The sequence below is a fragment of the Clostridium sp. BSD2780061688st1 H5 genome (assembly GCF_005845155.1).
GTDB classification, from domain to species: Bacteria; Bacillota; Clostridia; order Lachnospirales; family Lachnospiraceae; genus Claveliimonas; species Claveliimonas intestinigallinarum.
Map to the genome: position 1 here is coordinate 16170 of NZ_SPGT01000016.1, position 23082 is coordinate 39251.

21 protein-coding genes are annotated in these 23082 nt (G+C 55.4%); 3 read left to right on the top strand and 18 right to left on the bottom strand.

Annotated elements, in window-relative coordinates:
- Positions 1-139: 139 nt before the first annotated feature.
- Positions 140-229, top strand: coding sequence for a putative holin-like toxin (locus tag FGQ86_RS16480; protein WP_138304041.1), 90 nt, complete (start codon positions 140-142; stop codon positions 227-229).
- 139 nt (positions 230-368) lie between these two features.
- Here the strand turns inward: FGQ86_RS16480 and FGQ86_RS10865 are convergent, their stop codons facing one another.
- The 5 genes from FGQ86_RS10865 to pdxA form a co-directional block, all read right to left on the bottom strand.
- Complete coding sequence (locus FGQ86_RS10865) at positions 369-1130, bottom strand: DeoR/GlpR family DNA-binding transcription regulator (RefSeq protein ID WP_033124665.1); 762 nt, start codon at positions 1128-1130, stop codon at positions 369-371.
- Between the two features lie 32 nt (positions 1131-1162).
- On the bottom strand, positions 1163-1666 hold the full coding sequence (locus tag FGQ86_RS10870) for a YcxB family protein (protein ID WP_033124664.1): 504 nt from the start codon (positions 1664-1666) through the stop codon (positions 1163-1165).
- A gap of 136 nt (positions 1667-1802) precedes the next feature.
- Positions 1803-2852, bottom strand: a complete 1050-nt coding sequence (locus FGQ86_RS10875) for a 2-keto-3-deoxygluconate permease (protein ID WP_033124663.1) — start codon at positions 2850-2852, stop codon at positions 1803-1805.
- Between the two features lie 42 nt (positions 2853-2894).
- Positions 2895-4238 (bottom strand): four-carbon acid sugar kinase family protein, encoded by a 1344-nt coding sequence (locus tag FGQ86_RS10880; protein WP_033124662.1) that lies wholly within the window; start codon positions 4236-4238, stop codon positions 2895-2897.
- Entirely contained in the window at positions 4238-5257 is a 1020-nt protein-coding gene (gene pdxA / locus FGQ86_RS10885) for a 4-hydroxythreonine-4-phosphate dehydrogenase PdxA (RefSeq protein WP_033124661.1), read from the bottom strand. The genes FGQ86_RS10880 and pdxA overlap by 1 nt, the downstream gene beginning before the upstream one ends.
- A 329-nt stretch (positions 5258-5586) precedes the next feature.
- Between pdxA and tpiA the strand changes: the two genes are divergently transcribed.
- Complete coding sequence (gene tpiA, locus FGQ86_RS10890) at positions 5587-6378, top strand: triose-phosphate isomerase (RefSeq protein WP_033124660.1); 792 nt, start codon at positions 5587-5589, stop codon at positions 6376-6378.
- Between the two features lie 144 nt (positions 6379-6522).
- On the opposite strand, the gene FGQ86_RS10895 is transcribed toward tpiA, so the two are convergent.
- The 11 genes from FGQ86_RS10895 to FGQ86_RS10950 all read right to left on the bottom strand — a co-directional run bounded on the left by FGQ86_RS10895 (position 6523) and on the right by FGQ86_RS10950 (position 19410).
- Entirely contained in the window at positions 6523-8049 is a 1527-nt protein-coding gene (locus FGQ86_RS10895) for an AAA family ATPase (protein WP_033124659.1), read from the bottom strand.
- Entirely contained in the window at positions 8040-9401 is a 1362-nt protein-coding gene (locus tag FGQ86_RS10900; RefSeq protein ID WP_052083823.1) for a VWA-like domain-containing protein, read from the bottom strand. The genes FGQ86_RS10895 and FGQ86_RS10900 overlap by 10 nt, the downstream gene beginning before the upstream one ends.
- Positions 9398-10318 carry a leucine-rich repeat domain-containing protein gene (locus tag FGQ86_RS10905; RefSeq protein WP_052083821.1) on the bottom strand — a complete coding sequence of 307 codons (921 nt, stop codon included), beginning with the start codon at positions 10316-10318 and terminating at the stop codon, positions 9398-9400. Before FGQ86_RS10905 ends, FGQ86_RS10900 begins: the two co-directional genes overlap by 4 nt.
- On the bottom strand, positions 10315-10746 hold the full coding sequence (locus FGQ86_RS10910; RefSeq protein WP_138304042.1) for a DUF3783 domain-containing protein: 432 nt from the start codon (positions 10744-10746) through the stop codon (positions 10315-10317). Before FGQ86_RS10910 ends, FGQ86_RS10905 begins: the two co-directional genes overlap by 4 nt.
- Before the next feature lie 508 nt (positions 10747-11254).
- On the bottom strand, positions 11255-12247 hold the full coding sequence (locus FGQ86_RS10920) for an Rpn family recombination-promoting nuclease/putative transposase (RefSeq protein WP_171031553.1): 993 nt from the start codon (positions 12245-12247) through the stop codon (positions 11255-11257).
- A gap of 284 nt (positions 12248-12531) precedes the next feature.
- Positions 12532-13359, bottom strand: a complete 828-nt coding sequence (locus tag FGQ86_RS10925) for a PRD domain-containing protein (RefSeq protein ID WP_033124656.1) — start codon at positions 13357-13359, stop codon at positions 12532-12534.
- Positions 13360-13389: 30 nt separating this feature from the next.
- A complete protein-coding gene (locus tag FGQ86_RS10930; protein WP_138304048.1) occupies positions 13390-15576 on the bottom strand; it encodes a PTS transporter subunit IIABC in 2187 nt (728 codons plus the stop codon).
- Positions 15577-15928: 352 nt separating this feature from the next.
- On the bottom strand, positions 15929-17044 hold the full coding sequence (locus FGQ86_RS10935; RefSeq protein WP_033124654.1) for an aminoglycoside phosphotransferase family protein: 1116 nt from the start codon (positions 17042-17044) through the stop codon (positions 15929-15931).
- A 154-nt stretch (positions 17045-17198) separates the two neighbouring features.
- Positions 17199-18059 carry a YitT family protein gene (locus FGQ86_RS10940; RefSeq protein WP_033124653.1) on the bottom strand — a complete coding sequence of 287 codons (861 nt, stop codon included), beginning with the start codon at positions 18057-18059 and terminating at the stop codon, positions 17199-17201.
- 27 nt (positions 18060-18086) lie between these two features.
- Positions 18087-18866, bottom strand: a complete 780-nt coding sequence (locus tag FGQ86_RS10945) for an HD domain-containing protein (RefSeq protein WP_207742295.1) — start codon at positions 18864-18866, stop codon at positions 18087-18089.
- Positions 18856-19410, bottom strand: coding sequence for an inorganic diphosphatase (locus FGQ86_RS10950; RefSeq protein ID WP_052083817.1), 555 nt, complete (start codon positions 19408-19410; stop codon positions 18856-18858). The genes FGQ86_RS10945 and FGQ86_RS10950 overlap by 11 nt, the downstream gene beginning before the upstream one ends.
- Before the next feature lie 187 nt (positions 19411-19597).
- Here FGQ86_RS10950 and FGQ86_RS10955 point away from each other — a divergent pair, with 187 nt between their 5' ends.
- Complete coding sequence (locus FGQ86_RS10955) at positions 19598-20059, top strand: MarR family transcriptional regulator (RefSeq protein ID WP_033124651.1); 462 nt, start codon at positions 19598-19600, stop codon at positions 20057-20059.
- A gap of 85 nt (positions 20060-20144) precedes the next feature.
- Here FGQ86_RS10955 and FGQ86_RS10960 read toward each other — a convergent pair whose 3' ends face one another.
- Both FGQ86_RS10960 and FGQ86_RS10965 read right to left on the bottom strand, forming a co-directional pair.
- On the bottom strand, positions 20145-22589 hold the full coding sequence (locus FGQ86_RS10960) for an ATP-dependent Clp protease ATP-binding subunit (RefSeq protein WP_138304050.1): 2445 nt from the start codon (positions 22587-22589) through the stop codon (positions 20145-20147).
- Positions 22579-22947 carry a UvrB/UvrC motif-containing protein gene (locus FGQ86_RS10965; RefSeq protein WP_033126746.1) on the bottom strand — a complete coding sequence of 123 codons (369 nt, stop codon included), beginning with the start codon at positions 22945-22947 and terminating at the stop codon, positions 22579-22581. The genes FGQ86_RS10960 and FGQ86_RS10965 overlap by 11 nt, the downstream gene beginning before the upstream one ends.
- Positions 22948-23082 lie beyond the last annotated feature (135 nt).

A 23082-nucleotide genomic window follows, 5' to 3' on the forward strand; every position in this document is an offset into this window, starting at 1 on the left:
TTTTATGTAATACTATACAAAAAACATAAAGCTCTCCTGGAACAATTGAGATTTATGTTTGTTTATGTTATTCTCTCTGTGAGCAGCCGCATACAGGGTGGATGCCTCCCGCATGATAAAAATGAAGGGAGGGATGCATATGGATATTTCTGATGCCTTATCTCTTATGCTGACATTTGGAATGTTTCTGATTGCATTGCTGACCTACATAGATAGGAACAATCGGTGAAAATAAAACTGCCCTGTGACTTTGGCGAGCCAGGGCAGTTTTTATAACTATTTCTTGGGAGCCGGCCACTTACAGCGGCTGCTCTTTATATGTATACTATAACACAGCAATTTCTGTATTTCAATACTCTTCCACGAAACTACGCGATCACGAGAGGCACCTTCATCTCTCTGGCGATAGCAATATTTTCTTTTGAGACCTCCCTGTCCGTGATGATCGTGTCCACACGGTCAATGGGGCAGATGACGGACAGATAACCGCCGCCGAACTTGCTGCTGTCGGCCAGCACGTAGACCTCCCTGGAGGCCTTCAGTATAGCCCGCTTCACCTGCATCTGGGGTGTGGCGATGGAGGTGAGTCCCGCCTCAAAATTAATGCCGTGGACGCCGATAAAGCCCTTGTCCACGTGGAAGTGCTCCATGTTCTCCACAGCCGACTCTCCCATGCTGGCCGCCAGATGGCCGCCCACATAGCCGCCGATCATGTACAGCTCCACATGGTCGATGCCCGCCAGCTCATTCCCCACGAGGAGGGAGTTGGTGACCACAGCCACTCTTTTCTCCGGATGGCTCTTGATGTGCAGGGCCAGGTAAAAGCTGCTGGACGCGTCGTCTATGATGATGGTATCCCTGTCCTCAATGTACTCATAGGCCCGGGCCGCGATGGCCTTTTTCCGGTCCACATGCCGGTAAATGGTCTCAGCCCTGTACTTCCGGGCCATGTTCTGCTCCAGGCTGACCGCGCCGCCGTGGGTGCGCTTCAGCAATCCCTCCGCGCTCATGCTCTTGATGTCGTTGCGGATGGTCACCTCCGAGCATCCGAGCTCACGGCTCAAGTCCGCCACCCGGACCTTCCCCTTTTCTTCCAGTTCTCTCAGTATTGCCTGCCTGCGCTCTTCCATAGCGACTCCCCCTGTATCTCAAAAATATTCTGCTACTGAGTCAGCCTTACATTGTTCAGCCCAATGTGCTGCACCACCATCTGCATAACCGGCACGAACCTGTCTCCAAAGGCCTCCTTCGGGATGATAAAGGCCAGGTCCTTTCCGTAGTAGATGCCGATGGTCTTGGGAGTTGTCACCGTGCGCTGGATCTTACTCCAGTCATACGTTTTCTCCTCCCCGTTCTGTGCCACACAGATTCCCTCATCGGAAAAGGTGTATTCCCTGGGGTCTCTGTACTCCGGATTGACCTCCATCTGTTTCTTTGCCCTGTGCCTTAGCAGCAGCGGCGTATAGCCCAGTACCACGACACCGGCGATCACATAGAGGACAAACTGCCCAAACTGGATCTTTCCAATGAACTGCATGACGGCTCCCAGCACGATCACGCACATTCCCAGCATATTCACAAGGAAGCCGGATGCCTTTGAAAATGTATGATATAAAAGGAAGTCAAACAACTGCTCCTTTGTAAGCTGCACCTTCAGTTTTTCCATATGTAAAGTACCTCTCTCCTGATTTTAAAAAGTCCTCTTAATATGCACAACCCTATTGTAACATATAAGAGGACTTTTTTCACTTTTTTGTAATGAATTATGTTCGATTTTTTTCGTTTATTTTTGTTTCGGTTTCTTATTCTGCTACCGGAGCCGGTACGCTTGAGTCAACCTTGTAGCGTGCCCAGCCCTCCGGTGAGTAGATGCCAAGCTGTTTCTTCTGCATCAGTTTGTCGAAGAATGCTGTGATGAACGGGCAGAGGAACAGGGTAACAACGGATGCTGTCGCGCACTGTGCTGTAGCCATATCTACGTACTGAGCCATAGCCGGGTCTGCCTCGCCTACTGCCGCAGGTGTCATGGCAGAGTTCAGAGCGGTCGTACCGATGGCAGCGCCCATGGCGTTTCTCTCCTTCTTCGGAAGAAGAATGTTGTTTGTGAAGAAGAAGATCACTGCTGTAGCAGCGGATACCAGACCGAGAACGATGCCGGCAGCGCCTGCTGTGATGATGGTGTTGACATCTGTCTTTGCTCCGATGGAGATCGTCATGAAGAAGGTGACGATCGGCTGAGCTGTCGCGCATGCCTTTCTGAAGCCTGCGTCTAAGTTACCCCAGATGAAGCCGATGAGCAGCGGAACAAGTACTGCGATCAGAGAGTCGATCGGGATAGACGCCAGTCCTGTAGCTCCCAGAGCGATCAGTGTGAAGAACGGTCCGTCGTTCAGGGACAGGATGGAGATAGCTCCTGTGTCTGTCGCGTTACCAAACTGAGCGGACAGGGAAATGTACAGGGATCCGTTTGAGTTCGTGATGGTCGCGATCCATACGAAGGGAGCGATGCCAAGGAACCCTTCCGGTCCGCAGATGGCGCTTACCAGCATACCGATGATCACGCCAAGAAGGAACTTGGTGGCTGTCAGCGTCACGCCCTTGTAGAGAGGCATACCAACCTGCTTAATGTTGATGGCGGATCCGCATACGATCAGGAAAAATCCCATCATACAGGAGTTGCCATCGTAGAACAGGGCTGTCACATAGCCGCCCACCTGATAAACCTGGGGGCAGAACGTGGCAAGCAGCACCGCGATTACCAGGGGGATGATGACAAGTCCGCCCGGCAGCTTTTTCATTTTGTTCAAAAGATCCAGATCTTTTGGTTTCTTTACTTCTGTGTTTTCACTCATTTTTGCACTTCCTCCAAACCTTACTTCATACTTTGTGGTTTCCTACTTTCTTGCAGCCTCCCGGAACAGACGATCCACGATATCGCATGCTGTGTGGTCGTTTCCGGTGAGTCCGCCCTTGCCCACGATCGGAAGCCCGTCATAGCTTCCCACAAGCCTGCCAATGTCTGTCTGGGCAATTACATAATCCATTACTTCTATGCACTCTACACCAAGCTGGTAGCACACATTGACCATGGTGTCACCACCCGTTGTATAAAGTCCCGCAATCTTATCTCTTCCGCAGATCTCAAGGAGCTGGGAAATGATCGTTCCAAGTCCGGCATTGATCCTGTTGGCGCTCATGCCGCCCGCATAATGCCGCTTGTTGTCCTCCTCATCCAGGTTGAGAAGCTCCCCGTGGAGGGCTGTCTCAAAGAGGATGGCTCTGGGCTGGTTGTCGGATTTCAGCAGATCCTCCGCGATATGTACGGCCCGGAACACCTCGTCCAGAGCTGTGTCCCCGCCCTCGATGAGCTTGATGGGATCCACGCTGATGCGCACATGTCTGGGATCCTGGCAGAGCACCTCCATCTGCTTCTTCGTGACAGGTGTGGCGCTTCCGGCCGCTATGAGGACCGTCTTGCCGGTCTCATCCGCCTCAGGCGGAATGTTCGGCTCCTCTTCTTTAATCAGATTTCTGTAGTAAGCCAGCTTGGCTGTGAAGGGACCCGGATCCACCGCGATCACATTCCACTTCAGCTCAATACATGCCTTGGCGATCTCCTCCACGTCCTCAATGGTGATACCGTCCACGACAATGACCTCGCCGCCTGCTTCCCTGGCCTCCTTCAGGGCGTCCCGGATAGCCTCCTCACCCTGGAGCACCTTGTCCAAAGTGACAAGCTCAACCTGTCTCCTCGTCTGTCCCTCCAGAAGTCTTGGAATATAGTTTTCTTTCACAGGCGTCCGCACATCCTGGGCCACCGGTGTGTTGATCAGGGCCACGCCGTCGATGACAGAGTAGCCGCCCACAAGGATACGTCTGGACTGGGGCATGGCCGGCACTACGACCGCCACGCAGTCATCTCCCACCTGGTCCATCATGGCGTCGATCTCCACGCCCACGCCGCCTCTCAGGGTGGTGTCGATCCTCTTGGAAAAATATTTCACGCCCATGCGCTTCAGGGCGTCTGTCGCCGATTTTACCTTTGCATATGCCTCGTTCGCCGGAAGAGGACGGCTGTTGCTGCTGATGAGGATGGCGTCCAGCTCATCCACTCCCTCTCCCTTTAAAGCTGCTTCTTCATTAAAAAATACTGCTGTCCTTGCTTTTGACCTTGCAAGAAGTACACCCGTCGTTGTCGCGCCTGTCAGGTCGTCCGCCACTGCTCCGATTAATGGCATTACCTTTCTCCCCTTTCATGCTGCTTCGCCGCATACTCAGCGACTACCTTTGTTGACTCGATCATGCTCACACAGCCCGCAATTCCCTTTCCGGCAATATCAAACGCTGTTCCGTGATCCACGGAGCTTCTGATGAAGGGAAGTCCAAAGGTCAGTGTAACGGATTTCTCAAAATCCAGTGTCTTGCAGGCGATGTGTCCCTGGTCATGATAGAGGGACAGGATCGCGTCGTACTTGCCGGATTTTCCAATATGGAATACCGAGTCTGCCGGGCAGGGTCCCACGCAGTTGATGCCTCTCTCCTTTGCGGCCTCAACAGCCGGTCCGATATCTGTGATCTCCTCTGTCCCGAAAAGTCCGTGGTCTCCGTTGTGGGGGTTCAGTCCCGCAACCGCGATCAGCGGGTTCTCGATGCCCACCTTTCTCAGCTCCTTGTCAATGTTGATCACATCCTCGAGGATCACGTCCTTTGTGGCATAGTGACACGCGTCAACAAGTGACATATGGCGGCTCACGAAGAAGACACGAAGCTTATGGCAGGAGAACATGGTCAGCGCGTAGGGTGAGTTGGTGGCATGCTGATAGATCTCCGTATGTCCCGGCTCCTTTACGCCCACCAGCTTGATGGCTCCCTTGTGGATAGGCGCTGTGGACACAGCATCAATCTTCTTTGCCATTCCAAGCTCAATGGATTTCATGATCCAGTCTACAGCCATCTGTCCGGCCAGCTTCTGCTCCTTCCCCCACTCGATAGAGTCTGTATCGTAATCCCCTGTCTCCAGGATATCTACTGTTCCAAATTCATACTTTGCCTCAGAAGGATCGCTGATCTTATTGTACTTCAGCTCTTTGCCGAGAACCTTTGCGGCTCTCTCCATGATTGCCTCACTTCCGATCACAAAGGGGCGGCAGCACTCATGTATTTCCTTGTCCAGCATAGTGCCGACAACGATCTCCGGTCCAATGCCTGCCGGATCCCCCATAGTGATTGCTGTTACAGGTCTGAATTTTTCGCTCATTTTTCTCTTCCTTTCGTTTTGTTTTCGATTTCCTTTCTTTTTATGCTCTTATTCTATTACTTCCTTTTTCCTTTTTCAACTCCTTTTTGTAATTTCAGTACATTTATATATTTTTTATTTGTGTTTTTTGTGCATATCTTATACGATTTTCTGTCCGTTTTTTCGTTTTCTTTCGTTTTTTCGTTTTGTTATTTTTTTGACGTTTTTCCGAAAGATATATATTGCTCTTTTTCCGCATTTCATATATAATAAATCCAGGTACAAAATAAGCCCTCAGGGGCCGATTTTTTTGCGGGAACAAGAAAAATCAAGGGAAAGGATGTAGAATAATGAAGAAGAAACTGTATTTCGGAAGCAATCTCAAGATGTACAAAAACATCCAGGACACTGTAAAATATCTGCAGGACCTGGTTGCCCTGACAAAGGATATCAGCCGGGAGGAGATGGAGCTCTTCATCATCCCCTCCTACACTACTCTGGAGAGCGCCGCAAAGAACGTGGACCGCTCCTATGTCAAGCTGGGCGCCCAGAATATGTGCTGGGAGGACGAGGGTCAGTTCACAGGAGAGATCTCCCCGCTGATGCTGGAGGAGCTGGGGCTTGACCTTGTCATGATCGGCCACTCCGAGAGGCGCCACGTCTTCGGCGAGACGGACGCGGAGGAGAACCTGAAGGTAAAGGCTGCCCTGAAGCACGGATTTACCACACTGCTTTGCATCGGCGAGACAGCCGAGGAGAAGAACTTCGGCATCAGCCCGGAGGTGCTGCGCACCCAGCTGAAGGTGGGCTTCCACGATGTGCCGGTATCAGATGTTCCAAACATCTGGGTCGCCTATGAGCCCGTCTGGTCCATCGGCGTCAACGGCACCCCCGCTTCACCGGACTATGCGGAGGAGATGCACAAGGTCATCAAAGCCTGCCTCCTGGAGATCTTCGGCGACGCGGGCGCGGACATCCCGGTTCTCTACGGCGGCAGCGTGAACCCGGGTAACGCCAACGAGCTCATCGTGCAGCCCTCCATCGACGGCCTCTTCACCGGCCGGGCAGCCTGGCAGGCGGACAAGTTCGACAAGCTGATCCGGGACGCCATGAAGACGTACAGGGAGAAATACGGGGAGTAGGCGGAACTGTGTTCCGGCCCTGCCTCTTCTTACAGAAAGCATCTCAGAATATAAGAAAGCCATCTCGCGGGCACCTTTCCTGCCCGGAGATGGCTTTTATTTACCTGTCTCACCCTGCATCTGCACAGACGTATTCTATCTCTGTCATCCGATATCCGACGCCCCCTGCTCCCTCATGCGGTCCTCCGCCTCATCCATGGCCGCCAGAAGCTTCTCCCGCTGCTCGTCCACAAGGAGCCTCTTGTTGTACTTGTAGTACATGTCACAGTCGTTCTCCTTCAGGTACTGGACGCTGTAGTAGTTGGTGTTCAGCTCTGTCACAAAGGAGACCATCTCCTGGCTGTCCCCGAAGGCCGCCTCCATGAAGTAAAAGGCATTGTCCAAAGCCTTTCCGGTCCTCTCCAGGAGCTCCTCCCGCTTCCTGGTCTCCTTCTCGAACTCGGCCCGCACTCTCTCAAAGGCCTCCTCCGCCTGCTGAGGAGCCGTCAGGTTCTCCTCCTTCAGGAGCTGCTGATACCTCTCCAGCGTGTCGTTCACCTGCCGCAGCATGTGATCCGCCTCCTTTGTGAGCTGCCCGGACCGCCGCAGCCTTTCGTATTGCTCCCCGGCGGCCGCGGCCGTCTCCTCCAGACTGCCGCAGGCCTTGTAGCCCTTCAGACATGCAAAGAGCTTTGTCACGTACCGGTCGGCCAGATAGCTGTCCCGGAAGAGCTCCGAGAGCTTTCCAAGGAGCATCCCCACCACGCTGAGCCGCTCGTCAAAGGAGGCGAACTTCAGCTTTTCCAGTGTATCTTCACTGTACCTGCCCTCCAGGAGCTTCTCCAGCCCGTAGTCCTTTTTATATTTTGCAAACAGCTCCAGGTAACCCGCGAAATCCTTGGCGATCTTCCAGTGCTGAATGTACTGGTGCACCACCTCCCGGTCCACCTTCTTTCCCACAGCCTCGCAGGCCTTCAGGAACTCCGACAGGTCCTCCCAGCCCCTGGCGGTGGCGAACATGCGGCCGTCCACCGTGGTCTCCATCCTGTAAAAATACTCTCTTTTCAGCTCCAGGTAGGACAGAATGGCCGGGTGGATGCCTGCCTGCCAGGCGTACTCCCGCCAGACGCCGTAGTTCTCCTCCACGTCGATGCGGCGGATCCGGTCCAGAGTCACCACGTCAAACTCCCGAACCGACTTATTGTACTCCGGCGGGTTCCCGGCTGCCACGATGATCCACCCCTCCGGCACCCTCTGGTTGCCGAACATCTTGCACTGGAGGAACTGGAGCATGGTGGGGGCCAGCGTCTCGGAGACGCAGTTGATCTCGTCGATAAAGAGGATCCCCTCCCCAAGTCCCGTCTCCTCCATCTTGTCGTAGACGGAGGCGATGATTTCGCTCATAGTGTACTCTGTGACAGAGAAGGTCTTCCCGCCGTACACCTTCTCCCGGATGAAGGGGAGGCCTATGGCGCTCTGCCGGGTGTGGTGGGTGATGGTGTAGGACACCAGACCGATCCCGCACTCCCTGGCGATCTGCTCCATGATCTGAGTCTTGCCGATGCCCGGTGGACCCATGAGAAGGATGGGCCTCTGGCGGACGGCAGGGATCATGTACTCCCCGTAGGCGTCCTTTTCCAGATAGGCCTCTATGGAGTCCTTGATTTCCTGTTTGGCTCGTTTTATATCCATGCTGTATCTCCTTTTTCCTCCGGTTCTCTCCCGGACATATTCTCAATCTCCTCTTTCTCCAGCACCAGCTTGATGGCCCAGGGCGGCACCTCCCTGTCCTCATAGTCCTCCTCCAGGAAGACAAAGGCTGTCTCGTAGGGCGGCATCTTTGACGGGTAACCCCCCTGCCCGTCAGTGAAATAGATGAGCCCCTTCAGCTGATGGAACTCCTTTTTCTCAAGGAGTCCGTTCACGTAGTCGAAGGCGGGCCGGAAGTCGGTTCCTCCCTCGCCCCGCAGCTCCAGCTCATCCATGTACTCCTTCAGCTCTTCCCGGCTGGTGATCTTCCGGTCCGACTGGACCTGGTCGTCGCACTGGATGATGTGGATATTCACCCTGTGAAAATAGCTGTCCTGTTCGCTTAAGACCCCGTAGGTCTCCTCCAGGAATTTTTTCACCAGCTCCCCGGAGCAGGACATGGAGGTGTCGACCACAATGACAAACTCTTCGATCTTCTTCGTCTCCTTCCACTCCTGAGGCTCGATGAGAGGCATATTCCCATAGAGGGACAGGCCGTAGCTGTAGAACACGTAGTCAAAGGAGTCCTGGTCCACAGACACCTCCTCCTTCAGAACCGCGAATTTCTTAAGGAACTCCCGGTAGTTGTAACGCTCTCTGTTCTCCACCTTCACCTGGCCCAGAAGATCCCCCGCCGCCGATGCCGCCTCCTTTGAGAAGGTCTCCAGCTCTGTCTGTGTCCTCTCGCTCTGGTTCTGCCACCGGTTCTCGATCTCCTGCTTTCTCTCCCGGTCGTCATCCGCAGGCCAGTACTTGTGGCTGTCCGTGAAAAACTCCCGCTCCAGCTCCCCCAGCTTTCGCTCCGGCAGATCCCATCTCTCCAGGCAGCCGTAGATCTTCTCCGCCGTCAGCACCTTCATCTCTTCTCTCAGCTTCCGGTAGGTCTCCTGCCGCAGCCAGGATTTCCCCCGCCTCACGGTCCGTATATACATACTGTCCGTGATGGACTCAGCCGCTATATCGCAGGCCAGATCCCAGAGCCGCCGGTCCCGCCCCTCTCTCCGGATAAGATGGCGGAACAGGCAGTGGAGCACCATGTGCAGGTACAGCCGGCACATGTCCACCTGGCTCTCCCGGTAGATGCCTCCTATCCGCCCCGGATGATAGTAGATAGCAAAGCCGTCTGTGGCCGCCGGCTCCGCCGTCAGATCCATCACATAGGAAAAGCCGGAGAGAGCCACATCCAGGAACCGCATGCTCAGATACAGCTCGTTTCTTACAAGGATCAGTATATCCCTGCCGATACCGGCAAGCTGTTCACCTGCAGTCTGCTGTTTTTCCCTCTGGTCTGTCATAGCTCAAACACCTTTTTCTTCCCCGGAAACAGCCGTCTTCTCTCATCCATGAGAAAGCCCAGCATCTCCGCCTCCTTTTTCTTTGCAGCCGCGTCAACGGCCGCCTCCAGCGCCTCCCGGTCCCAATAGCCGGCCTCCCCGAAAAATCGAAGCATGTGCAGATCCCCCTGTTCCACGTAGACTTTGCCTGCGCAGGACATGTGGTCTCTCAGATAGGCCTCGTATCTCTTCCTGGCCTCCTCCGCCAGCCTGTAGGGCCAGCACAGCCTCAGAGCCGCCAGCTGCAGGGCGTCCTCCCGGCTCTCCTCGGCCACGGCTCTGGGAAAGAGCCGGTCGTACTCCGCGAAATTCAGCTCCCGGTCATAAAAGCACTGGCGATAGTCCCCGCCGGATCCGTGGTAGTGAGTCTCCACGATCCGGGCCGGAGTGTTCTCCACCGCCTCCTCGTAGTGCTCGGGGAAGAGGAGCCTGGCCTCCTCCTCCCTTCCGTCCGCCCGGTGATAGACAAGGGTCACACAGAGGGCGTACCGCAGCTCATCCACAAGGAATTTCAGGGAGGACTTCTCTCCCCTGTAGTGGTCAATGCGTATCTTACGCAGGGCGCAGCCATTGAAGGCCCCCGATCCCACGTCCATCAGAGCGTCCGAGAAGGACAGGCTGCGCAGCCCAAAGCACCTGTAAAAGCTGTAGTTTCCAATTTTCTCCATATGGGGCGGCAGCTCGATCCGCACAGCCCTGGTCCTGGCAAAGGCGTAGGGAGCCGCCCACCGGACCGGCTCCCCCTCTATCTCATCTGGTATGCGGACCTCCTCTGTGTCCGCCGCCTGCTCCAGCAGGATTCCCTCCGGCTCCCGCCTGTAGCGGGCTCCCTCCAGAGTGAACGCTCCTGCCTCTTCCTTTCTGTTTATCTCCATCATTGTTCGCTCTTCTGCTCGTTCTGGCCTTTCTGTTCTCTCTGCTCCCGGATCTGCTTCTGGACCGCCTCGTGCTCCCGCACCAGCTCATCGTGAAGCTCCACGGAGCTCCAGTTCATGTTAGTGGGAGTCAGGGCCGCCTTCAGTGCAATCTGGATCCCCTCCTTGCGGAAGTAGGCCAGCATCTGGTTCATCTGGGCGTCCGTGAGATTGCAGATGACCAGCATCTCCTCCTCAAAGCCCTCTCCCTCATAGACCTCCTCCGTCCGCTCTATCCGGGTCACGCCGGACAGGGCGCCGATGGTCTGCAGGTAATCCTCCTTCGCCACGCTGCGGATCTTGATGCCCATGAGCACGAAGATAAATTTTACTTTATCTGTTCTCGCTTTATCTGTAAAATTGTACAACAATACACTTCCTCTTGCTGCCATGCTCTTTTGTCTCTCCTTTCAAGCAATACCTCGGGATACACTCTATATCATGTGTGCTCCCTCTTAACAGTATAGCAGATGTGGTAGTGTATGGCCAGTGTTGTTTTAGTCAGACATTCTGTCAGACATTTCTCCAGAAAATTATGTGAATTCCATTGTCCCTTTTTCAATTTATGTTATACTCTCTTTTACGGAGCAGACGTGTTGCAGGGTGGCTGGCCTCTATCTCTACTACATAGGATGGAGGTGATGCAGATGGATAAGAAACCGTTTGATTTTAAAGATCTGATGGCTTTTGGAATGTTCATTCTGGCATTACTGACATTCGTTTTTACGTTTATCAGATAATGTCCTAAGCGCAGAAGAACCACCCCGTAAACTTTGGCGAGTGTAAAGGGTGGTCTTCTGTACTTCCTTATATAACCAGCCAGCCACCTTGGTGGACGGCTGCTCCTATTTCATTTTCACTATAGCATGTTCTCTGAAAATTTTCAACCTGCTACTATTCTCAAGCCCAGTACTTTTCCATGCACTCCCGGACCTTCTCCTGAGAAACCGTAAACTTTTCGCCCACCTTCTTCTCCGTCACTTCCCTTGTCTGGCCCAGCTCCCGGCAGGTCTCCACAAGCGCCCTTATGCCCGTCTGGAGCCCCTGCTCCATTCCGCTGTCAACGCCCGACTGGTACAGATCCTCCAATGCCTTGCACATGTTCACTGTCCCCTCCTTTCTGTCCTTTTCCTCTCTCATGCTTTCCATCACGCCTCCTGCATGCAGCATCTCTCTTACCGCGCGGTAGGTATCCGCGTCTACATTCTGAAAATACTCTCTGTGCCTGTCCACATACTTTTGAAGTTCTCCCATATCTCCCCTATATTTTAGCATACCGAAGACAAGCTGTAAATCGCTGGTAAACCTTTCAGGCTCCCGTATGTTTCCCACATCCACCAGATTGATGCGGTAATCCGGCACATAGCTTTCCAGCATTTTCCGCACCCGCTCCTCCTGTCCGCCGGGGAACATGCCGTAGAGATCTCTGCTTCCGTCCCACTCATCCTCCCCGCAGTAGAGCACAAGCGTGATAACAGGGCAGATTCTGTCCTCCCTTCGCAGGCCGGAGAGGAACTCCTCCCCGGTTATTTTCCCTGCTCCCTCTTTTCGTCTGTTGCTCTCGCCGATCCCGCGGATCTGCTCCGTGTAGGAGAGGCTGTCGTAGAGCATATTGCGGACAGGCATAGCGTAGTGGACGCTGGACTGGCTCTCACAGGCCAGCATGGCCAAATAAGGGCCCTTCTTCCACTGCATGACAATATCCCGGTACCTCTGCACCTGCCTCTCCTTCTTCTCCTGATCCGGCACCAGGATATCCGACTCTCCTCTTGCCTCCTCCAGATCCTCCGGCCGGACAACCTGCTCTCCGTCAAAGACCACTCCGTTGAACAGATCCGCAAATCTGCCCCTGTCCCTCATCCAGTGATTGACAGCCGTACTGCTCTTCCCCATAGGCGTACCTCCTCTTTCGTTTTTCCTTACATCAAATGGAACCTGCGGCAGATCCTGCCAGAAAATCCCGAAACATATCCGTCCTGCAGACAGTCGGATAAAAGTGACCAGGCAGACAAGAAAAAATCTGCCTGTTGTAAATGTAAAATGACTATACCACCTCCGGCTTCCGAAGTCAATATGTAAATTAAAAACCATGGATTTTAAACGGCAGCCCCCATACAGCCAAAAAACAGCCTGCGCCGGGACACGCTTCCCGGGCACAGGCTGTCAGCCTCTCATGTCTATTCGTCTTCCGTGTAAACTCTCTCAATGTGCATGGCCAGATAGCCGATCTCCGTGTCGGACAGAGTCTTTCCCAGATGCTTCCCAAGGTGGGCGCACACCGTCTCTGCAATCCGGTAGGAGCCGGGAAACTCCCTGCTGATATACTGGTTCATGTTCAGCTTCAGCTCCTCCCCGGTGACCGCCCGGGCCGCCATATACCTGATGTGGTTCATGAGCCGGTTGTAGGAGAGAGTCTGTACCGCGATCCTTTTCCCCGCGTCTTCCTCGATCATGGTGATGCACTCCCGCACAGCCGCAGCGATCTGCATGGCGCTTGACACCTTCTCCCCGGCGGTGGCCGCATGGACGTGGAGGGCCACGTAGCCGATCTCATCGTCCGGCACCTCCAGCCCTTCCTCCTCCATAAGGAGCCTGCGGACCAGGGAGGCCGCCTTGAACTCCTTGTAGAAGAGCACCTGGATATCCTGGGTCAGCAGATTGGCAATGACCTCGCCCCGCCGCATCCGGCTCACCGCAAAGGCAATGTGGTCCGCCATGGGAAACAGCACGCCCCGGTCCACGTGAGCGAACTCCTTCGCCGCCTCATTGAGGACAGCGTCCGCCATCTCCAGATATCTGGGATCGATCTCCTTGAAAAGGTCCTTTGCCTTTCCTCTCTCTGACACAGACTGCAGAGAATAGACCACGCTGTCCGGCGCGGGCTCGATCCTCTCGCTGACCTTTTTGCCAAAGCCGATCCCCTTCCCCATGATCAGATATTCCTGGCTGGCACCGTCCAGCACCAGCACAGCGTTGTGATTTAACGCTTTTATCACACGATACATACTCTCTTTCCTCTCCCGCGGAACATGTTCCTACTCGTAAATATCAATCGCAAACAGATCCTCGCCTGCCCGGATTTCCCCTTCCCCGAGGAGGCGGATCTTCTGGTTGTCCTCCAGGGCTGTGCAGAGGATGGGAGACACCAGGGAGGGGGCATGGCTCTTCACATAGTCGATGTCCACCCTCATGATGGGCTCTCCCTTTTTCACCTTTCCTTCCTCCTTCAGGATCTCAAAGCCCTCTCCGTTCAGCCCCACTGTGTCAATGCCGATGTGGAGGAGCATCTCAACGCCCTCCTCTGTCTGGAAGCCCACCGCATGCTTTGTGGGGAACACGAAGCAGATCTCGCCGTCCGCCGGGGCGCAGATGGTCGCTGACGTGGGCTCCACGACCGCTCCGTCCCCCATCATCCTTCCGGCAAATCCCTCGTCCGGCGCTGTGGACAGGTCCGCCGCGACGCCGTCCGCCGGGCTCCCGATGATGATGCTCTTTACAGGCTTTCTCTCTTTTTCCTCTTTGGCCGGCGCCGCTCCGGCGTCCGCTCTGTCCGCTCCAGCAGCGTTCTCCTGCCCCCTGCTCCCCGGCTGTGCCGGCTCCTTTTCAGCGGGCTGTACTTCCTCCTCCGGCGCCGTCTCCAGATAATCCTCCAGGTTGGACTTGATGACCGTCACCTTGGGGCCGTAAATGACCTGCACGCCGTTCCCCTTGTGAACCACGCCAGATGCCCCGGTGGACTTCAGAAGGGCGTCGTCCACAAGCTCTGCCCTGAACACGGTACAGCGCAGCCTTGTGGCGCAGCAGTCCACGTCGGAGATGTTTTTCTTTCCCCCAAGTCCCCGGCAGATCATGGCAGACACCTGATCCTCAGGCTCTGCGTCCCCGCCGCCCTGCCGGGCTTTTCTCTCGTTTACATCCTGGCGGGTGTAGAGCTTGACCTCCTCGCTGTCATCTCTTCCCGGCGTCTTGTAGTCGAATTTTTTGATCATAAATGAGAACACAAAGTAGTACACCACAAAGTAGCCGATACCCACAATGACGATCCAGATCCAGTTGGTCTTCTCATTTCCCTGGAGCACGCCAAAGAGGAACATGTCGATCAGGCCGCCGGAGAAGGTCATGCCCACGCCCACATTGAAAATGTGCATCAGCATGTAGGCCAGCCCGGCAAACACACAGTGTACCGTATACATCAGAGGCGCCACAAAGAGGAAGGTAAATTCCAGCGGCTCCGTGATGCCTGTGATCATGGATGTGAGGGCCGCTGAGAGGAGAAGACCGGCCACAGCCTTTTTCTTCTCCGGCTTTGCCGTCCTGTACATAGCCAGCGCGGCCCCCGGAAGCCCGAAGATCATGAGGGGGAATTTCCCGGACATGAAGCGCGTGGCGGACACGGCAAAATGCTCTGTGGACGGGTCAGCAAGCTGGGCGAAGAAGATATTCTGGGCTCCCTCCACCATCTGGCCTGCCACTTCCATGGTTCCGCCCACGCCTGTCTGCCAGAAGGGAAGATAAAACACGTGGTGAAGTCCAAAGGGGATCAGGGCTCTCTCCAGGAGGCCGTACACCCAGGTTCCCGCGTAGCCGGAGTTCAGCACAAGGTCGCCCACACTGTAGATGCCGGTCTGGATCACAGGCCATATGTAGAACATGGCAATGCCCACGCCGGTGTACACCAGGGCGCTGATGATGGGCACAAACCTTGTCCCACCGAAGAAGGACAGCACCTGGGGCAGCTCGATCTTGTAAAACCGATTGTGGAGAGCCGCCACCCCGAGGCCCACGATGATGCCGCCGAAGACGCCCATCTGCAGGGAGGTGATGCCAAGCACAGATGTGGTGGCGCCGTCCAGCATGTTCCCTGTTCCGCCGTAGATGTCGATCATGGCGCTGATGGAGGCGTGCATGATAAAGAAGGCGATCACCGCCGCCAGGGCTGCCACCTCCTTCTCCTTTTTCGCCATGCCGATGGCCACGCCCATGGCAAACACAAGGGGCAGGTTGTTGAACACCACATTGCCGGCAGCGCTCATGACCGTGAACACCGCGTTCAGGATCGTCCCCGATCCCATGATGCCTGTCAGGCCGTAGGCGCTGAGCATGGTCTCGTTGGTAAAGGATGAACCGATACCGAGCAGAAGTCCGGCCACAGGCAGGATTGCGATGGGAAGCATAAAGGATCTTCCCACTCTCTGAAGAACACCAAAAATTTTGTCTTTCATTTCTCTTTCTCCTTTTCTTTTGAGGAGATGTCTCTGTGTGTCCCTGCCCTGGCTTTCTGATGGAGCTCCGGTCTCCGGAGCTCCCGCGCCGGGCGCGGCCGCCCGGAGGCGGCTTCCTTGTACGCCCGTGCGCATCCTACGGTGGCTTTTTATTTTATGAGAGTCGCACGGACTCACATAAAATAAAAAGGCATTAACCCACATAAACACTCCTGTCATTTATGTATAGTTAATGCCTGCTTCCCAGTTACATACTATGCTTAAACTTTACCCTGTTTTTCTCTGTATGTCAAGATTTTTTTCGCAGATCCCGTATTTCCTGCCAACGGGTCACACTGCATCCGCGCCGGCGCTACATGTACTTTCTCACGATGGCCTGCATGGTGTGCCACTTCTGCTCCATGTCCTCCACCAGCTTGAACTGCGTCCTGCACCGGTCCAGATTGTGGTCCTTTCTGTGGATCTTGAAGTAGGTGTCTCCCTGGAGATAATCTGTCAGGAAGCGCATGCCGCACTCGTAGGTCATGGTCTTGGCTCCCATGGGCAGCTCCAGGATCTCCCTCTCTGTCAGCTTGCCGCCGCAGCCCTCGATAAATCCTCTGGCGTAGATGTCAAACAGATCCATGCTGCAGGACACAAGGCTTAAGTCCCTCTCGTCCTCGGCAGCAGTGCTGGCTCCAAAGCGGATGGAGTCGCCGAAATCGTTCATGGCGAGTCCCGGCATCACAGTGTCCAGGTCGATGACACAGATACCCTTTCCTGTCTTGTCATCGATCATGATGTTGTTCAGCTTTGTGTCATTGTGTGTGACGCGCAGGGGCAGCTCGCCCTTCTCCTGCATCTCGCTGAAGTAGTTGGCAATGGATTTCTCCCTGGCCCGGACGAACTCGATTTCCTTCTTCACGGCTGCGGCACGGCCCATCACGTCCTCCTTCACCGCCTGCTCAAACACGGCAAAGCGTGCTCTCGTATCGTGGAAGCCCTCAATGGTCTCATGGAGTGTCTCCGCCGGGAAATCCGCCAGCAGGCGCTGGAAGTTCCCAAAAGCCACGGCGCTCTCGTAGAAGTCCGCCGGCTTCTCCACCTTGTCATAGCTGGTAGCGCCTGTGATAAACTTGTAGGACCTCCAGTAATTTCCCTCTGTGTCCTCGTAGTAGGGCTTTCCGTCCTTTGCAGGGATCACATTCAGCGTCTCTCTCTCCGGGTCTCCCCCATTCTCCGCGATCCTCTCCTTCAGGTAGGATGTAACATTCATGATGTTCTCCATCAGCTCCACCGGCTTCCCAAACACCTCGTTGTTCATCCGCTGGAGAATGACCTTCAGCCTTCCCATCTCCCCGATCTCATAGGAGAGCAGAAATGTGTCGTTAATATGTCCGCTGCCGTAGGGTCTGCAGTCTGTCAGCCTTCCCTCAAACCGGAAATTCTCAATCGCCTCGTGAATTTTTTCCTGTGTCAGTTCCTTCATATTCTTGTTCCCTCCTGGAATTATAGGTTCTTCTCGCTCTTTCTGGGACAATTGTAATATAAAGAAATCCGGAAATCTTTGTCTGATATTTTCCTTATTTTGCATTATCTGCACAGGATGGGCGATGGGCGCTCCCGGCTCAAGCCGTCTTCTGTTACTCGTTGGGCTTCTGGTAAAACTTTCCCGCCACCTGCTCTGTCTTCATGAGATTGACAAAGGCGTGGGGATCTGCCTCCTTGATGGCCCGTATCACTTTCTTGCTCTCCGCGCTGGATACGACCGAGTACACGATCTTCCTCTCCCTGTCCTCGTAGGCTCCCTGCCCCTCGATGATGGTGGCGCCGTGGTGAGTCGTCCCGGCTATGGCGTCATAGACCTCCTCCGCCCTGTTGGTTACTGCAAACACTGTCTCCTGCTGATATTTCTTGTAGAGCATATGCAGCACCTGGGTGGAGGTGTACTGGAAAATGATAGAGTACAGCGCCTTGTCCCAGCCGAACAGGAGACCGGCAACCGCCAGGATCAGCACATTCAGCCCCAGCACTACGTTCCAGGAGTCTATCCCCTTCTTCTCCGACAGATAGATGGCGATAAAATCCGTTCCCCCGGTGGTGGCGTTCATATGAAGGCACAGGCTGATGACAAAGCCGTTAATAAGTCCCCCGAAAATACTGATAAGCAGCGTGTCGTAGGTGATCGCATAGCCCGGCAGCATATCGGTCAGCACACTGGTAAGCACGATCATCAGGCAGGAGTAGAGCGTAAATTTCCTTCCAATATAGCGGAAGCCGATATAGACCGGCACCGCGTTCAGCGCCACGTTGACTACCGTGTAGGGGATGGTCACATGGAAAAACATGTCCCCGGCCCTCTGGATGAGGAGAGCCAGACCTGTGGCCCCGCCCGGATAGAGTCCTCCGGTCCGGACAAAGGATTTAATGTTCAGGGCCATGATGACCGCTGCAATGCAGATTACTATGATCCTCTTTATATCTTTTTTTGGTTCAAATTTCATACGATCTCCCCCTTGCAGACTCTCCCGCTATTTGCTCTTTCCGTGGGAGTGGACGTAGGCTGTCAGAGCGCCCACGATCTCCTCCATGGAGCGCGCTGTCTCCGGATCGGAGCAGGGGATCCGCCCTGCGATCCGGCGCACGTAGTCCCGCTCCTCCACAATATCCAGGCTCTCCCGGAAATTGAGGTCGTAAAAATAGGCCAGGTAGGACACCCAGAAATCCATCAGCGTCACCCGGTCCGAGGAGAGAATAGACTTCCCCGCCATCACCTCCGCCTTCACCTTCGGCGAAATCTTCTGAGCTCCGATCTCCTCCGCCGTGCCCCCCGCAAAGGTCTCCAGCGGGTCCTCCAGCTTCACCCGGCAGTTGTCCAGCTTGTCCGCATCCCGGATGAGCCTGGCGTGGAGGAGGGTGCGGGGATCTTCCACCCCTTCCAGCCTGTAGTCGCTGTGCTTTGCTATGGCCGTCCGGATGATGCCGTCCCAGGTGTCCTCGGGGAGAAAGTCCCGTATCATCCCCTCCCCAAAGAGAAGCTCCACCCCGTAGGCGGCGTGGTCCATAGTCTCCGGCAGAAAGCTGTCAAACCTCCTGAGCTGCTCAAACCTTCCGATGTCGTGAAGCAGGGCGATGATCCAGGCCAGCTGCGTGTCCTCCTCCCCCAGACGCATCCGCTTTGCCAGAGCCGTGCTCTGGGCCACCACGCCGTAGGTGTGAGTAATCTTCAGCCTCACCTTTCCGTCCTTCCGGTCATATCCGTTCAGATACTGCTCAAAGACCTCCCTGGCCCGGCTGTAATCAATCCCCATCCTGTTCTCCATTCTTCTCCCCAAACTTCTCCTTGTAGCTGTCAATGGCTCTCTCAATGATCTCCACGGCCTCCATAGGGCCGCCAAAGGAGCTCACCTCTGTCTCCTTTCCCTCCAGGCTCTTGTAGATGGAGAAGAAATGCTTCAGCTCCTCGAAAATATGCTTGGGCAGCTCCTTGATATCCGTGTAGCCCATGTAGGTGGGGTCGCCGTAGGGGATGGCGATAATCTTGTCGTCTCCCATGCCCCCGTCCTCCATGCTCATGACACCGATGGGGTAGCACCGCACCAGTGTCATGGGGACAATGGCCTCCGAGCAGAGCACCAGGACATCCAGGGGATCCTTGTCGTCCCCGTATGTCCGGGGGATAAAGCCATAGTTCATGGGATAGTGAGTGGCTGTGAAAAGCACCCGATCCAGCATGAGCATGCCTGTCTCCTTGTCCATCTCATACTTCATGTTGCTCCCCTTCTGAATCTCGATCACTGCCATAAAATCCGTAGGGAAAATCCTCTCCTCACCGATATCGTGCCAGATGTTCATAATACCGCTCCTTCCTCGTTCCGGGACGCCAAAAATCTCGCCTGCGCCCCTGCGTTTTTCTGCCTATTATTTTACCTCCTTTGACAGGGCAAATCAACGAAAAGCCAGCCATTTCCTTGAAATCCGGCGGAAATTGCGCTATACTCTTGTGTGGAATTGTTAAACGTTTATTATTTAAGGAGTTTATATGGACGACAGGCTGCAGGAACAATTTTTTTCTTCTATGATGTGTTTTAAAAAGCTGGAAGCTGCCTTTTCTCTGGAATGTGAGATGCAGATGAATGAGATGGCGATCCTCCGGGATATCCTGGGAGGCTGCAGCGTCAGCGGCAGCTCCTGCACGAACCTGAACGTGCCCAAGATGCAGGAGCGCCTCCGCATCTCCAAGCCGGCCGTCTCCTATATACTGAACACCCTGGAAAAGAAAAACTACATTGTCCGGGAGATCGACGCAAAGGACCGCCGGAAGATCTCCATCAGCGCCACCCCTGAGGGAGAGGAGGCAGCCCGCCGATCCATGGAAAAATGCGACCAGGCCTGGGAGGAGCTCCTCCGGGAATTTGGCGAGGATAATATGCGCCAGCTTGTAGAGCTTCTCACCTCCCTCAATGAGCTCTCCTGCTGCCTGGGACAAAAGGACAAAAAATAAGGACAGCCTGCCGGCTGTCCTTATTTTTTATGCTGTCTTTTACGACAGATCACCCTAAATCCAGGGCCGTTTCCCTCTCCCGATCCTACTCCTTCCCGGAGACAGTCAGGCAAAGCTCGCCTTCCTTGGCGTCCACAACGATGACCTCGTCTGTATCAAAATCCTCCTCAAGCAGCTTATCCGCCACCTTGTTCTGCAGGGCGGACTGGATCGCCCGGCGCAGCGGCCTTGCCCCGTACACCGGGTCAAAGCCCACCTGTGCCAGAACGTCCACAGCCTGCTCCGTTATCTGTAAGTGAACGCCCTGTCCCTCCAGTCTCCTTGCAAACTGCTCTGTCATGTGGCCGGCAATCTGGCGCACATCCTTCTCCTCCAGCTCGTGGAACACGATGATCTCGTCCAGACGGTTCAGGAACTCCGGCTGGAAGGTGCGCTTTACCTCCTCCATGACACGGCTTCTGATGTTCTCATCCCGCTGGGATCTTTCATCCTTATCAGACTGCACAAAGCCAAGGGACTTCTTTCCGAGAATGTCTCTCGCACCTACATTGGAGGTGAGGACGATGACCGTGTTCTTAAAGCTCACGGTCCGCCCCTGGGAGTCTGTCAGACGGCCGTCGTCCAGTATCTGCAGGAGGGCGTTCCACACATCCGGGTGGGCCTTCTCGATCTCGTCAAAGAGGACAATGCTGTAGGGGTGCTTTCTCACCTGCTCGGTCAGCTGGCCTCCCTCGTCGTGGCCCACATAGCCCGGCGGAGACCCTATCAGCTTGGAGACGGTGTAGGACTCCATGTACTCAGACATGTCCAGGCGGATCATGGCGTTCTCATCCTGGAACATGGCCTGGGCCAGCGCCCGGCACAGCTCCGTCTTCCCCACGCCGGTGGGGCCCAGGAACAGGAAGGAGCCCATGGGCCTGCCGGGGTCCGCCACTCCTGTGCGTCCCCGCCGGATGGCCTGAGCCACCGCCCGGACAGCCTCGTCCTGTCCCACCACCCTCTGATGGAGGACGGCCTCCAGGGAGCGGAGCCGCTCCTTCTCATCCATGGTCAGCATGGTCACCGGTATGCCCGTCCAGGCGGCCACGACCGCCGCGATATCCTGGGCGTCCACCGCCTTTTTCTGGGATTTCTGCCACGTCTCCTGGCGCTCTCTCAGGATGCGCTCCAGCTCATTCTGCCGGTCCCGGAGCACTGCCGCGCGCTCGTAGGCCTGGGCCTGGGCCGCCGCCTTCTTCTCCTTCCGGGTGGCGGCTATCTGGTCGTCCAGCTCCTGCAGCTCCCGCGGCTCCGTCATGCTCCGGGTGCGTATCCGGGAGGCCGCCTCGTCCAGCAGGTCAATGGCCTTGTCCGGCAGGAAACGATCCTGGATGTACCTGGCGGAAAGCTGGGCCGCCGCCCGCACCGCCTCGTCCGTGATAGTGAGGCCGTGGAAGTCCTCGTACCGCTTCTTCAGCCCCTCCAGTATCTCCACCGTGTCCTCGACATCCGGCTCCTCCACAGAGACAGGCTGGAACCGCCGCTCCAGGGCCGCGTCCTTCTCTATATGCTGCCTGTACTCATTTCCCGTAGTGGCGCCAATAATCTGCAGGTCGCCCCGGGCCAGGACAGGCTTTAAGATGTTGGCTGCGTCCATGGCCTCGCTGGTGCCTGCCCCGGCTCCCATGATGGTGTGAAGCTCGTCGATAAAGAGGATAATGTCCTCATCCTCCTGGGCCTCCCCCAGGAAGGCCTTCATCCTCTCCTCAAAATCGCCCCGGAACCGGGTGCCGGATATCATCCCCACCAGATCCACGGCAATAATTTTCTTGTGCTTCAGGTTGAGAGGGATACGCCCGCTGGCAATGCGCTGGGCAAGCCCCTCCACCACGGCGGTCTTCCCAACTCCCGGGTCCCCGATGAGAACCGGATTGTTCTTGGTTCTGCGGGAGAGCACCTGCACCAGGCGCTCCACCACATCGTCCCGGCCGATGACCGGGTCAAACTGCCCTTCTTCCGCTTTCCGGGTCATGTCCGAGCCGTACTTCTCCAGGTAGGACTCGCCCTCTTCTTCCTCCTCCTGGGTGTGGACCGTCTCCTCCTCGGCGGCGTACTCCTCTTCCCCAACGGGGAGCTCCTTTTTCATCTCCTCCGTATTGACGCCCAGAGACCAGAGAAGCTGCACAGCCGCACACTCCCCTGTGGACAGGATGCCCGCCAGGATATCCTCCGGCCCCGTCTTCTCGTGACCCCGGGCCTTTGCCGCGGTCTGGGCCTGGCCCAGGACCTCGTCCGCCTCGCCGGAGATCTGGATAGCCCGGGCCTTAATGCCCGCGGCGCTCCCGTCATATCTTCGTATGTACTCCTCCACCAGCTTGTCGTCCAGGCCGTACTGCTTCAGCAGGCGGGCAGATCTTCCTCCTTCTTTGGCGAGAGCCCAGAGAAGATGCTCACTGCCCAGGTAACCGTGCCCCATCCGGGCCGCGAATTTGAGCGCGTTCTGAAAAATCTGCAGTCCGCTCTGACTGTACACCTCCAGATTAACCTTCATGAGAGCACACCTCCTTCTCCATGGTGGCAATGTCGTCCCGCAGGCGGGCGGCCTCCTCGTAGTTCTCCTTCTTTGCCGCCTCCTGGAGACGGACTTTAAGTACCGCAAGCTGCCGCTTACGCTTCAGATCCTCCTCCGCCTGATCCGGGAAAGCCCTCTCTCCCAGCCTTCTCGGCTCCGGCCTGCCGGGCCACCAGCCCGCGTAGTTGCGGAAGGCCTCCGCCTGTCCGGCGGCCACAGCCTGCTGCCACATCCTCTGCAGACAGCCCTCGCACACAGGGATCTGGTACAGAGCGCCCATATAGTTGGTATAAAAGATTTTATCCGCTTCATTTGTATTACAAAACTGACATTTCATATCAAAGTTCACCTCTTTGTCTCTCTGTCTGAAATCTATATATTTAAAAAACTTAATAGTTAAGTTTTTAATAATATAATCCAAAACTATAGAAGCGTCAATATTTTTGAGGTTTTTTATACTTTTTTAAGATTT